This window comes from Streptomyces syringium (assembly GCF_017876625.1).
Lineage (GTDB): Bacteria > Actinomycetota > Actinomycetes > Streptomycetales > Streptomycetaceae > Streptomyces > Streptomyces syringius.
This window is the reverse complement of record NZ_JAGIOH010000001.1, coordinates 2,599,450-2,614,297: the sequence shown is the minus strand read 5'-3', so window position 1 is coordinate 2,614,297 and position 14,848 is coordinate 2,599,450. Positions and strand designations below refer to the sequence as shown.

Here is a 14,848-nt window from a genome sequence, read left to right as displayed (position 1 = left end):
AGCCCGGCCGGTCCGATGAGAAGGGCACGCCGCCGCACGTGAGGGACACACGAGAGAGCCGGCTGCTGCTGGTGCTGCTGGTCGCCATCGCTTTCGCGCTGATCACGGTGGACATCCGTGGTGGCGAGCGGTCCCCGCTCGACGGTGCCCGGCATGCCGCCGCCTCGGTCTTCGGCCCGGTCGAGGAGGGCGTCGCCTCCGCCGTCGACCCGGTCGGCAACGCCGTCGCCGCCGTCCGCGACTCCGGTGAACGCCACACCAGGATCAGCGAATTGGAGCGCGAGAACACCGCCCTGAAGCAGCGGCTCGGCAGTGACGACCGCAACCGCGGGCGGGTCCGCGACCTGGACGCCATGCTCAAGACCGCCGGAGCCGGCCAGTACGGCATCAAGGGCGCCCAGGTCATCGCCATAGGAGCGGCCCAGGGCTTCTCCTGGACCGTCACCATCGACTGCGGCGCCCACGACGGCATCAAGCGCGACATGACCGTCCTCAACGGCGACGGACTCGTCGGCCGGGTCACCACCGTCGGCCCGTCCACCGCGACCGTCCTCCTCGCCAGCGACCCCAAGTTCACCGTCGGCACCCGGATGGAGAAGACCGGCGAGATCGGCTTCGCCAACGGCCAGGGCGACCGTTCCCTGCGCGTCGAACTCCTCAACGGCAAGGCCGCCGTGCGCGAGGGCGACCGCCTCGTCACCTTCGGCTCCAGCAAGGACAAGCCCTTCGTGCCCGGCGTCCCCGTCGGCGAGGTCACCCGCGTCGAGCCCGCCGGCGGCGGACTGACCCGCACGCTCCAGGTGAGGCCCTTCGTCGGCTTCAGCAAGCTCGACGTCGTCGGCGTCGTCGTCCAGCCGCCCCGCACCGACCCGCGCGACACCGTCCTGCCGCCCAAGCCGGAAGCCCCCAAGCCGGCCCCCACGGTGACCGTCACGGTCACCCCCTCCGCGAGCGCCAAGCCCAGGGACTGAAGACGATGCGCCTCAACCGGATCCTGCTCTCCACCGTGCTCGTGGTGGTCGCCCTCGTCGTCCAGGTCAGCGTCTTCGCCCGGCTCCACCTGCCCGGAGCCGTCCCCGACCTGCTGCTCCTCGTCGTCATCGCCCTCGCCCTGGTCTACGGCCACACCAGCGGCGCCCTCATCGGCTTCTTCGCGGGCCTCCTCGCCGACCTCGCACCGCCCGCCGACCACGCCACCGGCCGCTACGCCCTCGTGCTGTGTCTCGTCGGCTACGTGGTGGGCCTCGCCCGGCCCGAGAACGGCCGGATGCGGTCGGCCACCGTCCCGATGCTCGTCGTCGTCGCCGCTGCGGTCGGCTCCACCCTGCTCTACGCGGGCGTCGGCTCCCTCGTCGGCGACACCGCCGCCCGCCACGTGGGACTGACCGGCCTTGTCCTCACCGCCGCCGTGTACGACCTGCTGCTCGCGCCCTTCACCGTGCCGCTGATCATGGCGCTGGCGCGCCGCACCCACAACGACCCGCTCGCCGGCGACGGCTCCCCCGCGGGCGGCGAGGGCTCCTACGGCTGGCTCTCCGGCGGCCGCGCGAACCGCATCGGCAGCCAGCGCGGCGGTCTGCTCACCAAGTCGGCGAAGAACAAGTCCGGACGCATCAAGGGGGTCAAGCGACTGTGACGCAGCGATTCACCGGCAGCCGGCGGGAGGCGGGGACCCCATGAGCAACCTCCCCGAGACCGGGCGCACCTCGCGCGTCACCATCCGGCTCATCGTCATCCAGGTCCTCGTCTTCTCCCTGCTGTTCACCCTCGGCGGGCGCCTCTGGTACCTCCAGATCCGCAGCGGCGACCAGTACACGGCCGAAGCCGCCAACAACCACATCCAGCAGGTCGTCGCCCCCGCCACCCGCGGCTCGATCCTCGACGCCCGCGGCGTGCCGCTCGCCGACAACGAGACCCGCCTCGTCGTCTCCGCCAGCCGCACCGACCTGATGAAGATGAAGGACAAGGGCAAGGGCGTCCTCACCCGCCTCGCGGGCATCCTCGAACTCAAGCCCGAGGACGTCGCCGCCAAGGTGCGGCTCTGCGACGCCAAGACCCCCCAGCCCTGCTGGGCCGGCTCGCCCTACCAGCCCATCCCCATCACCGACGAGGCCACCACCCAGCAGGCCCTGCAGATCCGCGAGCGCGCCGAGGACTTCCCCGGCATCACCGCCGAGCCCACCGCCGTCCGCCGCTACGCCGGACCCGGCGGCTCCAACACCGCCCAGGTCCTCGGCTACCTCTCGCCCGTCACCGACGACGAGATCACCAAGGCCAAGGACAGCCGCTCCCCGCTGCTGCGCTCCGACCAGATCGGCCGCTCCGGCCTGGAGCGCCAGTACGACACCGAGCTGCGCGGCAAGGCCGGTGTCACCCGCTACGAGGTCGACAACCTCGGCCGTGTCATCGGCAAGGCCAAGAGCGACAAGGCCGAGCCCGGCGCCAACATCGTCACCAGCGTCGACGCCCGCGTGCAGGCCATAGCGGAACGAGAACTGGACCAGGCGATGAAGGACGCCCGCAAGGAGATGGACCGCAACACCGGCGTCAACTACAAGGCCGACGCGGGCGCCGTCGTGGTGATGGAGTCCAAGACCGGCCGCGTCGTCGCCATGGCCTCCAACCCGACCTACGACCCCAACGCCTGGGTCGGCGGCATCTCCGCCAAGGACTACCAGGGGCTCACCGGCAAGGACTCCAACTTCCCGCTGCTCAACCGGGCGATCCAGGGCCAGGCCGCCCCCGGCTCGGTCTTCAAGGTCATCTCCGCGACCGCCGCCGTCAACGCCGGCTACTCCTTCACCGACAACTACAACTGCTCCAGCTCCTACAGCATCGGCAACCAGGTCTTCAAGAACTTCGAGTCCAAGGGCTACGGCCCCATCGACCTCGGCCGGGCCCTGGAGGTCTCCTGCGACACCGTCTTCTACGACCTGGCCTACCGCCAGTGGCAGAAGGACGGTGGCAACAACCCCAAGCACCCGGCGGACTGGTTCTACAAGACCGCCCACCAGTTCGGCCTCGGCAAGCAGACCGGCATCGACCTGCCCAACGAGGTCCGCGGCCGCGTCCCCGACCGCGACTGGAAGAAGAACTACTGGAAGTCCAACAAGGACTCCTGGTGCAAGCAGGGCAAGAAGGACGACAGCTACGCCGGGAAGATCGCCAAGGAGAACTGCGAATCGGGCATGCGGATGCGCGCCGGTGACTCCGTCAACTACTCCATCGGCCAGGGCGACACGCTCGTCACCCCCGTCCAGATGGCCACCATCTACGCCGCGATCAGCAACGGCGGCACCCTCTACAACCCCACCGTCGGCAAGGCCATCGTCAGCCCCGACGGCAAGCGGGTCGAGGAGATCAAGCCCCGGGCCCACGGCAAGCTGCCCTTCGACCGCAAGACCCGCGACCAGCTCGACCGCGCCCTGGCCGGCGTCGCCACCCAGGGCAGCGCCGCCTGGCGGTTCGGCGGCTGGCCGCAGAAACAGATCCCGATGCACGCCAAGACCGGTACCGCGGAGGTCTACGGCAAGCAGACGACCTCGTGGTTCGCGACGTACACCGAGGACTACACCATCGTCATGACGATCTCCCAGGGCGGCACCGGCTCCGGCGCCTCCGGCCCGGCCGTCCGCAAGATCTACAACGCGCTCTACGGCGTCGACGAGAAGGGGAAGATCGACGCCAAGAAGGCGCTGCTGCCCAGGCCCGAGGCGAAGCTCCCGAGGATCCAGAAGGACGGCACCATCGAGGCCCAGGCGATCCCGAGCCCGCCCGCCCGCAAGGAGGACCAAGAGGACCAGGCGGCCCAGGAGAGCGCCGGCGCCCGGCAGCCCGGCACGGCGGACTCCTCCGGGAAGCCGGACGACCCGGACTCCACGGAAAAGCCGGACGGCGGCCCCGACTCCACGGAGAAGCCCGACCCGGCAGCGGCAGGGGGGCAGGACGAGTGACCACCACCGACGGCTACAAGGTCCGCCGCTACAGCCCCGAGCGCGGCGCCTGGGGCAAGCTCACCGCCCGCGACTCCGTCGTCCGCAGGCTCGACTGGGTCATGCTCTTCGCCGCCCTCGCCCTGTCCGGCATCAGCACCCTGCTCGTCTACTCCGCCACCCGCGGCCGCACCGAGCTCAACCACGGCGACCCGTACTACTTCCTGCTGCGCAACATCCTCAACACCGGCATAGGGCTCGCGCTCGCCGTCGGCGCGGTCTGGCTCGGCCACCGCGCCCTGCGCGGCGCCGTCCCCATCCTGTACGGCATCTCCGTGCTGCTCACCGCCGCCGTGCTCACCCCGCTCGGCGCGACCATCAACGGCGCCCGGTCCTGGATCCAGCTCGGTGGCGGCTTCTCCATCCAGCCCTCCGAATTCACCAAGATCACCATCACGCTCGGCATGGCGATGCTGCTGGCCTCCAAGGTCGACGCCGGCGACCGGCTGCACCCCGACCACCGCACCGTGATGGAAGCCCTCGGCCTCGCCGCGCTGCCCATCGTCATCATCCTGCTGATGCCCGACCTCGGCTCGGTCATGGTCCTCGTGGTGATCGTGCTCGCCGTGCTGCTGTCCTCCGGCGCCTCCAACCGCTGGATCGCCGGACTGCTCGGCACCGGCGTCGTCGGCTGCGTCCTCATCTGGCAGCTCGGCGTGCTGGACGAATACCAGATCAACCGCTTCGCCGCCTTCGCCAACCCCGCCCTCGACCCGGCGGGCGTCGGCTACAACACCAACCAGGCCCGCATCGCCATCGGCTCCGGCGGCCTCACCGGCTCCGGCCTCTTCCGCGGCAGCCAGACCACCGGCCAGTTCGTCCCCGAACAGCAGACCGACTTCATCTTCACCGTCGCGGGTGAGGAGCTCGGCTTCGTCGGCGCGGGACTCATCATCGTCCTGCTCGGCGTCGTCCTGTGGCGCGCCTGCCGCATCGCCCGCGACACCACCGAGCTCTACGGCACGGTCGTGGCCGCCGGCATCATCGCCTGGTTCGCCTTCCAGTCCTTCGAGAACATCGGCATGACGCTCGGGATCATGCCCGTCACCGGCCTGCCCCTGCCCTTCGTGTCCTACGGAGGCTCGTCCATGTTCGCCGCCTGGATCGCCGTCGGACTCCTGCAGTCCATCAAGGTGCAGCGCCCCGTGTCCGCCTGAGGTCTGTCGGCCCGGCCATCCGCGCATTAGATTCGCTTCATGGCGGAAACCGTGCGAGAGATCGAGCGGAAATACGAAGCCGGAGACAGCGCGGACGCGCCCCCGCTGCCCGACCTGAGCGGGGTGGCGGGCGTCGCGAGCGTCGCGGACCAGGAACCGGCGGAGCTGGACGCCGTCTACTACGACACCGCCGACCACCGGCTGGCCGCCGCGGGCATCACCCTGCGCCGCCGCACGGGCGGCACCGACGCGGGCTGGCACCTCAAGCTCCCCGTCGCCCCCGGCACCCGCGACGAGATCCGCGCCCCCCTGTCACCCGACGTCCCCCGCACCCTCGCCGCCCTCGTCCGCTCCCGGACCCGCCACGCCCGGCTCACCCCGCTCGTGCGGATCGTCTCCCGCCGCGAGGTCCACCTCCTCCTCGACGAGCACGGCGGAGTCCTCGCCGAGGCGAGCACCGACGAGGTCACCGCCGACCGGCTCACCGACGGCGGCCGCACGGCCCACTGGACGGAATTCGAGCTGGAGCTCGGCAAGGACACCGACCCCGGCTTCCTCGACACCGTCGAGCCCCATCTGCGCGCCGCGGGCCTGCGCCCCTCACAGGCCCCCTCCAAGCTGTCCCGCGCGCTCACCGAGACCGACCCCGAGCCCGCGGGGCGCGGGAAGCGGAAGCGGCGCCGGGCCGGGCCCGGCAAACCCACCGCCGGCGAACACGTCCTGGCCTACGTCCGCGCCCAGGCCGAAGCCGTCGTCACGGGCGACCTCGACGTCCGGCGCGACGTCGACGACTCCGTCCACCAGATGCGCGTCGCCACCCGCCGGCTGCGCAGCGCCTTCCGCACCTTCGGCAAGGTCCTCGACCGCGAGGTCACCGACCCGATCGGGGCCGAGCTCAAATGGCTCGCCGGCGAACTGGGCGTCGACCGGGACCGCGAGGTCCTCTCCGCCCGCCTGCGCGCACGCGTCGACGAGGTCCCGGACACCCTCGTCCTCGGCCCCGTCCGCGCCCGGCTGCGCCGCTGGGCCGCCGCCCGCCACGCGGGCGCGCGCAAACGCCTGGTCTCCGTCCTCGACAGCGAGCGCTACCTCACCCTCCTCGACACCCTCGACGCGCTCCTCGCCGACCCGCCCCTGCTCCCCGCCGCCGCCGACACCCCGCGCAGGACCATCGCCAAGGCCGTCCTGCGCGACTACCGCCGCCTCGCCCGCCGCCTCGAGAGCGCCCTGGCCACCGAGGCCGGCCCCGCCCGCGACACCGCCCTGCACGAGGCCCGCAAGGCGGCCAAGCGCGTCCGCTACGCCGCCGAGGCCGCGAAACCGGCCCTCGGCAAGCCCGCGAAGCGCTTCGCGCGGCGGATGAAGTCCGTCCAGAGCCTGCTGGGCGAACACCAGGACAGCGTCATGGCCCGCGAAGCCCTGCGCGCCCTCGCGATCCAGGCACACGCCGCGGGGGAGAGCACCTACACGCTCGGACTGCTGCACGGCCGCGAGGAAGCCCTCGCGGCCGCGTACGAACGCGAGCTGCCGGACGTGTGGGAGAAGGCGTCCGCGAAGCGGCACCGGACCGCGCTGCGGGGGTGAGCCCCTCCCGAAGTGCCGTCCGAATTCGCCGTGGGACAGGGGACGGCCCTCCTCGCGTACGCTAGAGAGTCGCCCCCTGCCAGCTCCCGAAGGTCGAGATGTCTGTCGAGTCCGTCTTCCCACAGCTCGAAGCGCTGCTCCCGCACGTGCAGAAGCCCATTCAGTACGTCGGTGGAGAGCTGAACTCCACCGTCAAGCCTTGGGACAGCTGTGACGTCCGGTGGGCGCTCATGTACCCCGACGCCTACGAGGTCGGACTGCCCAACCAGGGCGTCATGATCCTTTACGAGGTCCTCAACGAGCGCGAGGGCGTGCTCGCCGAGCGCACCTACAGCGTCTGGCCGGACCTCGAAGAGCTGATGCGCGAGCACAAGGTCCCGCAGTTCACCGTGGACGCGCACCGCCCGGTCAAGGCCTTCGACGTCTTCGGCCTGAGCTTCTCCACGGAGCTGGGCTACACCAACATGCTCACCGCCCTGGACCTCGCGGGCATCCCGCTGGACGCCAAGGACCGTACCGTCGACGACCCGATCGTCCTCGCGGGCGGCCACGCGGCCTTCAACCCCGAGCCGATCGCGGAGTTCATCGACTGCGCGGTCATCGGCGACGGCGAGCAGGCCGTCCTGGAGATCACCGAGATCATCCGGGACTGGAAGGCCGAGGACCGCCCCGGCGGCCGCGAGGAGCTGCTGCTGCGCCTCGCCAAGACCGGCGGCGTCTACGTCCCGGGCTTCTACGACGTGGAGTACCTGCCGGACGGCCGCATCGCCCGTATGGTGCCCAACCGCTCCGGCGTGCCGTGGCGGGTCTCCAAGCACACCGTCATGGACCTCGACGAGTGGCCCTACCCCAAGCAGCCGCTGGTCCCCCTCGCGGAGACCGTCCACGAGCGGATGTCGGTGGAGATCTTCCGCGGCTGCACCCGCGGCTGCCGTTTCTGCCAGGCCGGCATGATCACGCGTCCCGTGCGGGAGCGAAGCATCACCGGCATCGGCGAGATGGTCGAGAAGGGCCTGAAGGCGACCGGCTTCGAGGAGGTCGGCCTGCTGTCGCTGTCCTCCGCCGACCACACCGAGATCGGTGACATCGCCAAGGGCCTCGCCGACCGGTACGAAGAGGACAAGATCGGCCTCTCCCTGCCGTCGACCCGCGTGGACGCCTTCAACGTCGACCTCGCCAACGAGCTGACCCGCAACGGCCGCCGCTCGGGCCTCACCTTCGCCCCCGAGGGCGGCTCCGAGCGCATGCGCAAGGTCATCAACAAGATGGTCTCGGAAGAGGACCTGATCCGTACGGTCTCCACCGCGTACGGCAACGGCTGGCGCCAGGTGAAGCTGTACTTCATGTGCGGCCTGCCCACCGAGACCGACGAGGACGTCCTCCAGATCGGTGACATGGCGGTCAACGTCATCGCCGAGGGCCGCAAGGTCTCCGGGCAGAACGACATCCGCTGCACGGTCTCCATCGGCGGCTTCGTGCCCAAGCCGCACACCCCCTTCCAGTGGGCGCCGCAGCTCTCCGCCGAGGAGACCGACGCGCGCCTGGCGAAGCTGCGCGACAAGATCCGCGGCGACAAGAAGTACGGCCGCTCCATCGGTTTCCGCTACCACGACGGCAAGCCCGGCATCATCGAGGGCCTGCTCTCGCGCGGCGACCGCCGCGTCGGCGCCGTGATCCGCGAGGTCTACGAGTCGGGCGGCCGCTTCGACGGCTGGCGCGAGCACTTCTCCTACGACCGCTGGATGAAGTCCGCCGAGAAGACGCTGCCCCCGCAGGGCGTCGACGTCGCCTGGTACACCACGCGTGAGCGCACGTACGAGGAGGTCCTGCCCTGGGACCACCTGGACTCCGGTCTCGACAAGGACTGGCTCTGGGAGGACTGGCAGGACGCGCTCGACGAGACCGAGGTCGAGGACTGCCGCTGGACGCCGTGCTTCGACTGCGGTGTCTGCCCGCAGATGGACACCTCGATCCAGATCGGCCCGACGGGCAAGAAATTGCTGCCGCTGACGGTCGTCAAGTAGTCCCCGCAAGCACCCTGTGAAGGCCCCGCCGCCCCGGCGGGGCCTTCACGCGTTCCGACCCACCGGGGCGCGCTCCCGCGCGGGGCACGTACTCTAGGTAGCAGTACGACCGCTCTCACGAAGGACTGAACGACACTGGGCAAGCGACAGCCCGAAGGTCCGCCGCCCGCACCTGTGGTGCAGCGCATTCGTCTGCGCTACACCAAGCGCGGCCGCCTTCGGTTCACCAGCCACCGCGATTTCCAGCGCGCCTTCGAGCGGGCCCTGCGCCGCGCCGACGTCCCCATGGCGTACTCGGCGGGCTTCTCCCCGCACCCCAAGGTGTCGTACGCCAATGCCGCACCCACCGGCACGGGCAGTGAGGCCGAGTTCCTGGAGATCCAGCTCGCCGAGTTCCGCGACCCCGGGCAGCTCAGGGAGCTGCTCGACGAGTCGCTGCCCGACGGGCTCGACATCACGGACGCGGTGGAGGCCCACACCTCCTCGTTCGCCGACCGGCTGCAGGCCTCCCTCTGGGAGCTGCGGCTCGACGGTGTCGAGGTCGCGGACGCCGAGCGGGCCGTGGCGGCCTTCCTCGCCGAGGAGACCGTCGAGGTCCAGCGCCGGACGAAAAACGGGTTGCGGACCTTCGACGCCCGTGGCGCGGTGGCCCGACTCGAAGCGCGTCAGGCCCCGGCCGATAGGCCCGGCGACGGTCCCTGTGCGATACTGCGGCTGGTTGTTCGGCATTTGACACCTGCCGTGCGACCCGACGACGTCCTGTCCGGTCTCCGCGCTACGGCCGACCTGGCGCCGCCGGTCCCCGCTGCGGTGACCAGGCTGGCGCAGGGGCTGCTCGATGAGGAGTCCGGCACGGTGACCGATCCGCTCGCGCCCGACCGCGACGCCGCCCCGGCCGCTCCATCCACGGCCGCCGGGCCGAGCGCCGCGAAGGTGCCGGAAGGTTCCGCGTAGGACGGCCGTCGTAGCGCCGCCGATCCACCAGGGAGCCACCCGGGTCCGGCAGGCGCACTGACCAGGAGACTTTCGCCGGTGCCGACGACTCGGCCCCGGCGAGCGAGACGACAGCTCCCGTGCGGCGACCGCGCCCCGGACGGCGGTACCGCGCACAACACGCGGACCGCCGGGTCGGATCACGACGCGGCGCCCGGGAGCGTGACGGGAGAACCGCCCGCATGCTCGAATCTATTGAGCCCACCGAGCCCGAGAACGCGCCCAGCGCACCCGGGAACAACTCCGACGCAAGCCCCAGCGACACGCTGCCGCCGCGGCGCCGCCGCCGTGCGGCGTCCCGCCCGGCCGGTCCGCCGGTGGCGGAGACCGCCGCCGCGCAGCCGGCCGTGACGGCCGCCGCGCCCGAGGCCGCTCCGGCCGAGGCCGCGCCCGTCGCAGAGACCCCCGCCGCCACCGAGGCGGCACCCCCGGCGCGTCCCCGCCGCCGTGCGACCCGCAAGGCGACGGCTCCGGCCGGTTCGCCGCGTACCGCCGCAGCCGCGGAGACCGCCGCACCCGAGGCCGCTCCGGCCGCCGCCGTCACCGAGGCCCCGGCCGAGGCTGCGCCCGTCGCCGAGCCCGTCGCCGAGGTCTCCGACAGCAAGCCGGCCCGTACGCGTCGCCGCGCGGTCCGCAAGGCCACCGCCCCGGCGGGTGCCCCGCAGACCGCCGAGACGCCCGCCGAGCCCGTCGTTCTCGCCGAGGTCCCCGTGCCGCTGGCCATGGACGCCGCCGCCGAGTCGGCCGCCCTCGCCGAGGAAGCCCCGGCCGAGGAGGCCCCGGCCACGAAGCCGGCCCGTACGCGCCGCCGCGCCACCCGTAAGGCCGGCTCCGCCGCCGCACCGGAGGCGCAGCCCGCCGAGGCCGTGGCCCCGGTCGTGACCGAGGAAGAGGCCGAAGAGGCCGAGGAGACCGAGGAAGCCGCCGTGGAGGCGGCCGCCCCGGAGGCGCCCGCCAAGCCGGCCCGTGCCGCCCGTGGCCGCCGACGCGTCGCCCCCGGTGACGCCGAGGCCGCCACGCAGGCCCTCGAGGCCGCGAAGGCAGAGAGCCGCCGCGCCGCCGAGGCCGCGGAGCCCGCCGCCGAGCAGGCCGAGCCCGCCGCCACCGGTGGCCGCCGTCGCCGTGCCGCCGCCGCGGACGTGGAGCCGGAGGCTGCTCCCGCGCGGGGCCGTCGCCGTGCCGTGCGCCCGCCGACCGCCGTGTTCCAGGCGCCGGTGTTCGCCGAGCCCATGTTCCAGACCCCGGAGACCGCCGCCGCGGCCGCCGCCGCCTCCGTCCCCGCGGAGGAGCAGCCCGAGGAGGAGCCCGCCGAGGTCGAGCGGCCCGCCGCCGACCGTGGCCGCCGTCGTCGCCGCCGTCGTGGTGAGGCCGCCGAGGCCGAGCCGGTCGTGGCCGAGGAGCGCGCTGCCGTCGTGGAGCCGGCGGAGGACGTCCAGGAGGCCCCCGAGGCCCATGACGTCGAGGCTGGCGAGGACGCCGAGGACGTGGCGCAGGACGACGAGGAGTCGGGCGACCGCCCCTCGCGCCGTCGCCGGCGCGGTGGCCGTCGCCGCCGTCGTGGTGAGTCCGCCGAGGGCGAGGGCGGCGAGGAGGAGACCGAGCGCCGCGCCGAGGCCGATCAGGAGCCCGAGTCCGAGCAGGAGGCCGAGTCCGCCGAGGCCGAAGCCGAGGACGAGGACGCGTACGGCTCGTCCAGCAGCCGCCGTCGCCGTCGCCGCCGTCGCCGCAGTGGTGACGCCGCGGAGGCCGAGGTCACCGGTGACGACCCGGAGCGCACGGTCGTGAAGGTCCGTGAGCCGCGCGAGTCCCGCAAGCGGGAGGAGCGCGAGCCCGGCACCGGTTTCGACGAGGTGCAGTCCATCAAGGGCTCGACCCGCATGGAGGCCAAGAAGCAGCGCCGCCGTGAGGGGCGTGAGCAGGGCCGCCGTCGTGTGCCGATCATCACCGAGGCCGAGTTCCTGGCCCGCCGTGAGGCCGTCGAGCGCGTCATGGTCGTGCGCCAGAGCGGTGAGCGCACCCAGATCGGCGTGCTGGAGGACAACGTCCTCGTCGAGCACTACGTGAACAAGGAGCAGGCCACCAGCTACGTCGGCAACGTCTACCTGGGCAAGGTCCAGAACGTGCTGCCGTCGATGGAGGCCGCGTTCGTCGACATCGGCAAGGGCCGCAACGCCGTCCTGTACGCCGGTGAGGTCAACTTCGAGGCGCTCGGCATGGGCAACGGCCCGCGCCGCATCGAGTCCGCGCTGAAGTCCGGCCAGTCCGTGCTGGTCCAGGTCACCAAGGACCCGATCGGTCACAAGGGTGCCCGCCTGACCAGCCAGGTCTCGCTCCCCGGCCGCTACCTGGTCTACGTGCCCGAGGGCTCGATGACCGGCATCAGCCGGAAGCTGCCCGACACCGAGCGCGCGCGGCTGAAGCAGATCCTCAAGAAGGTCGTCCCCGAGGACGCGGGCGTGATCGTCCGTACCGCCGCGGAGGGTGCGAGCGAGGACGAGCTGGCCCGTGACGTGCAGCGGCTGCAGGCGCAGTGGGAAGAGATCCAGAAGAAGGCGAAGAGCGGCAACGCCCCGACGCTGCTCTACGGCGAGCCGGACATGACCGTCCGGGTCGTGCGCGACATCTTCAACGAGGACTTCTCGAAGGTCATCGTCAGTGGTGACGGTGCCTGGGAGACCATTCACGGCTATGTCGCGCACGTCGCCCCGGACCTTACCGACCGGCTGCAGAAGTGGACGTCGGACGTCGACGTCTTCGCCACGTACCGGATCGACGAGCAGCTGATGAAGGCGCTGGACCGCAAGGTCTGGCTGCCGAGCGGTGGCTCGCTGGTGATCGACCGGACCGAGGCGATGGTCGTCGTCGACGTCAACACCGGCAAGTTCACCGGCCAGGGCGGCAACCTGGAGGAGACGGTCACCAAGAACAACCTCGAGGCGGCCGAGGAGATCGTGCGTCAGCTGCGGCTGCGCGACCTCGGTGGCATCGTGGTGATCGACTTCATCGACATGGTGCTGGAGGCCAACCGGGACCTGGTGCTGCGGCGTCTGCTGGAGTGCCTGGGCCGGGACCGTACGAAGCACCAGGTCGCCGAGGTGACCTCGCTGGGTCTGGTCCAGATGACCCGTAAGCGGGTCGGCCAGGGCCTGCTGGAGTCCTTCTCCGAGCCGTGTGTGCACTGCAACGGCCGCGGTGTGATCGTTCACATGGACCAGCCGACGTCCGTCGGTGGCGGCGGCGGTGGCAAGCGCGGCAAGAAGAAGGGCAAGGCCGGTGCCGGTCAGCCCGAGCACGACCACGTCCACGAGTACGCGGTGGAGGAGCCGGCCGAGCCGGCCCCGTCCGCCCCGGCCGAGGTGGAGGCCGAGCTGCCCGAGCTGGAGCCCGTCGCGGTGACCGAGGCGGAACTCCAGCCGGCGGTCGGTGGTGACGAGGAGTGGTTCGGCAGCCCGACCGAGGCGAAGGCCGCGGCTTCGCGCGGTGGTCGTACGCGCCGTCGTGCGGTCCGCAAGGCGTCCGCTCCGGCGGGTTCGCCGAAGGCGGCCGAGCAGCCGGAGCCCGAGATCGTCGTGGAGCCGGTCGCGCCGGTCGCGGCCCCCGAGGCGATCGTGGAGCCCGTCGCGGAGCCGGTCGTGGAGCCGGCCCCGGAGGCTAAGGCCGAGGTCCCGGCGGAGGCCGTGACGGAGGCCGCCCCGGCTGCTCCCGTCCGTACGCGCCGTCGTGCGGTCCGCAAGGCGACGTCCCCGGCGGGTTCGCCCAAGGCGGCCGAGGAAGCGGCCGTGATGGTCGTGGAGACGCCCGCGAAGGCCGTGGCCGAGCCGGAGCCGGAGCCCGTCCGGGCCGAGGAGCCCGCGGCCCCGGTCGAGCAGGCCGAGCCGGTCGAGCCGATTGAGCCGATTGAGGCAGCCGCGTCTGCTGAAGAGGCCGAGGCGGCGGCGCCCGCCAAGAAGACGGCCCGTAAGACGGCCGCCAAGAAGGCACCGGCGAAGAAGGCCACCGCCGCGAAGAAGGCGACGGCGGCCAAGAAGACGACGACCGCCAAGAAGACGACTGCCAAGAAGGCCACGAAGGCCGCCGCCACGAAGACGGCGACGGCCAAGAAGGCCCCCGCGAAGCGGGCGGCGAAGAAGACGGCAGCCGCCGTCTCCTCCGCCGAGGACTGAGTGATCCGTGGTCCGGGCCCCTTTACGGGGCCCGGGCCCCGGTTTGACCCCCTGGACAGGGCCCCGTAACCTTGTCCTTCGGCGTCTGTACGCCAACCCCTGAGCACATCCCTTCCGGTGAATTCCGGGAGAGGCCGCTCGTCCATTCGGATATGCGCGGGCTTTACGCCCGCGTGAGCGGCTGGCATCAGAGGTCCCGATTACCAGCGAGAGAGTGAGATCCGCGTGTACGCAGTTGTGCGTAGCGGTGGTCGCCAGCACAAGGTTGCTGTCGGCGACATCGTCGAGGTTGACAAGATTTCCGACGGCAAGGTGGGCGACTCTGTCGAGCTCTCCACGCTGCTCGTGGTCGACGGCGAGTCCGTCACCAGCGACCCGTGGGTGCTGGCCGGGATCAAGGTCCAGGCCGAGATCGTGGACCACCACAAGGGTGCCAAGATCGACATCCTGAAGTACAAGAACAAGACCGGCTACCGCAAGCGCATTGGTCACCGCCAGCAGTACACGGCGATCAAGGTCACCGGCATCCCCACGGCTGCGAAGTAAGGGACTGAGACATGGCACACAAGAAGGGCGCATCGTCCACTCGGAACGGTCGCGACTCCAACGCTCAGCGGCTCGGCGTCAAGCGCTTCGGCGGCCAGGCCGTCAACGCCGGTGAGATCCTGGTCCGCCAGCGCGGCACCCACTTCCACCCGGGCACGGGCGTCGGTCGCGGTGGCGACGACACCCTGTTCGCGCTGGCCGCCGGTGCGGTGCAGTTCGGCACCCACCGTGGTCGCAAGGTCGTGAACATCGTCCCGATCGCTGAGTAATCAGCTTTTCGGCACGACATAACACCTTTCCGAGGGCGGGCCTGCTTTTTCCGGTGACGGGGAAGCTGGCCCGCCCTCGACGTGTTTAGTAACAGAGACATCCCCGTATTCATCTGGAGG

Annotated in this window: 10 protein-coding genes; all 10 read left to right on the top strand. The window is 71.6% G+C overall.

Translation table 11 applies throughout. The annotated features are described in order from the left end of the window. The first annotated feature begins 38 nt into the window (after window positions 1–38). The 10 genes from mreC (at window position 39) to rpmA (ending at window position 14,728) form a co-directional block, all read left to right on the top strand. The gene (gene mreC / locus JO379_RS11615; protein ID WP_130877722.1) at window positions 39–971 is read left to right on the top strand and encodes a rod shape-determining protein MreC; all 933 of its coding nucleotides are present in this window, start codon (window positions 39–41) and stop codon (window positions 969–971) included. A 5-nt stretch (window positions 972–976) separates the two neighbouring features. Next, window positions 977–1,636, top strand: a complete 660-nt coding sequence (gene mreD, locus JO379_RS11610) for a rod shape-determining protein MreD (RefSeq protein ID WP_130877721.1) — start codon at window positions 977–979, stop codon at window positions 1,634–1,636. A 40-nt stretch (window positions 1,637–1,676) separates the two neighbouring features. Beyond that, window positions 1,677–3,953 (top strand): penicillin-binding protein 2, encoded by a 2,277-nt coding sequence (mrdA, locus tag JO379_RS11605; RefSeq protein WP_130877720.1) that lies wholly within the window; start codon window positions 1,677–1,679, stop codon window positions 3,951–3,953. After that, window positions 3,950–5,149: a rod shape-determining protein RodA gene (gene rodA / locus JO379_RS11600; protein ID WP_130877719.1), complete on the top strand. Its 1,200-nt coding sequence runs from the start codon at window positions 3,950–3,952 to the stop codon at window positions 5,147–5,149. The genes mrdA and rodA overlap by 4 nt, the downstream gene beginning before the upstream one ends. A 39-nt stretch (window positions 5,150–5,188) precedes the next feature. Next, window positions 5,189–6,733, top strand: a complete 1,545-nt coding sequence (locus JO379_RS11595; protein WP_209514860.1) for a CYTH and CHAD domain-containing protein — start codon at window positions 5,189–5,191, stop codon at window positions 6,731–6,733. 98 nt (window positions 6,734–6,831) lie between these two features. Continuing rightward, on the top strand, window positions 6,832–8,757 hold the full coding sequence (locus tag JO379_RS11590) for a TIGR03960 family B12-binding radical SAM protein (RefSeq protein WP_209514858.1): 1,926 nt from the start codon (window positions 6,832–6,834) through the stop codon (window positions 8,755–8,757). Between the two features lie 177 nt (window positions 8,758–8,934). After that, a complete protein-coding gene (locus tag JO379_RS11585; protein WP_130877716.1) occupies window positions 8,935–9,711 on the top strand; it encodes a TIGR03936 family radical SAM-associated protein in 777 nt (258 codons plus the stop codon). Window positions 9,712–9,932: 221 nt separating this feature from the next. After that, window positions 9,933–13,913: an Rne/Rng family ribonuclease gene (locus JO379_RS11580; RefSeq protein WP_209514856.1), complete on the top strand. Its 3,981-nt coding sequence runs from the start codon at window positions 9,933–9,935 to the stop codon at window positions 13,911–13,913. A 225-nt stretch (window positions 13,914–14,138) separates the two neighbouring features. After that, window positions 14,139–14,459: a 50S ribosomal protein L21 gene (gene rplU, locus JO379_RS11575; protein ID WP_130877714.1), complete on the top strand. Its 321-nt coding sequence runs from the start codon at window positions 14,139–14,141 to the stop codon at window positions 14,457–14,459. An 11-nt stretch (window positions 14,460–14,470) separates the two neighbouring features. Continuing rightward, window positions 14,471–14,728 carry a 50S ribosomal protein L27 gene (rpmA, locus tag JO379_RS11570; protein WP_116211787.1) on the top strand — a complete coding sequence of 86 codons (258 nt, stop codon included), beginning with the start codon at window positions 14,471–14,473 and terminating at the stop codon, window positions 14,726–14,728. The last annotated feature ends 120 nt before the right edge of the window (window positions 14,729–14,848 follow it).

Bases quoted from the DNA above. Each gene is read 5' to 3' on its own strand.
- JO379_RS11580 (WP_209514856.1), top strand. From the start codon at position 9,933: ATGCTCGAATCTATTGAGCCCACCGAGCCCGAGAACGCGCCCAGCGCA.
- mrdA (WP_130877720.1), top strand. From the start codon at position 1,677: ATGAGCAACCTCCCCGAGACCGGGCGCACCTCGCGCGTCACCATCCGG.
- rpmA (WP_116211787.1), top strand. From the start codon at position 14,471: ATGGCACACAAGAAGGGCGCATCGTCCACTCGGAACGGTCGCGACTCC.
- JO379_RS11590 (WP_209514858.1), top strand. From the start codon at position 6,832: ATGTCTGTCGAGTCCGTCTTCCCACAGCTCGAAGCGCTGCTCCCGCAC.
- JO379_RS11595 (WP_209514860.1), top strand. From the start codon at position 5,189: ATGGCGGAAACCGTGCGAGAGATCGAGCGGAAATACGAAGCCGGAGAC.
- mreD (WP_130877721.1), top strand. From the start codon at position 977: ATGCGCCTCAACCGGATCCTGCTCTCCACCGTGCTCGTGGTGGTCGCC.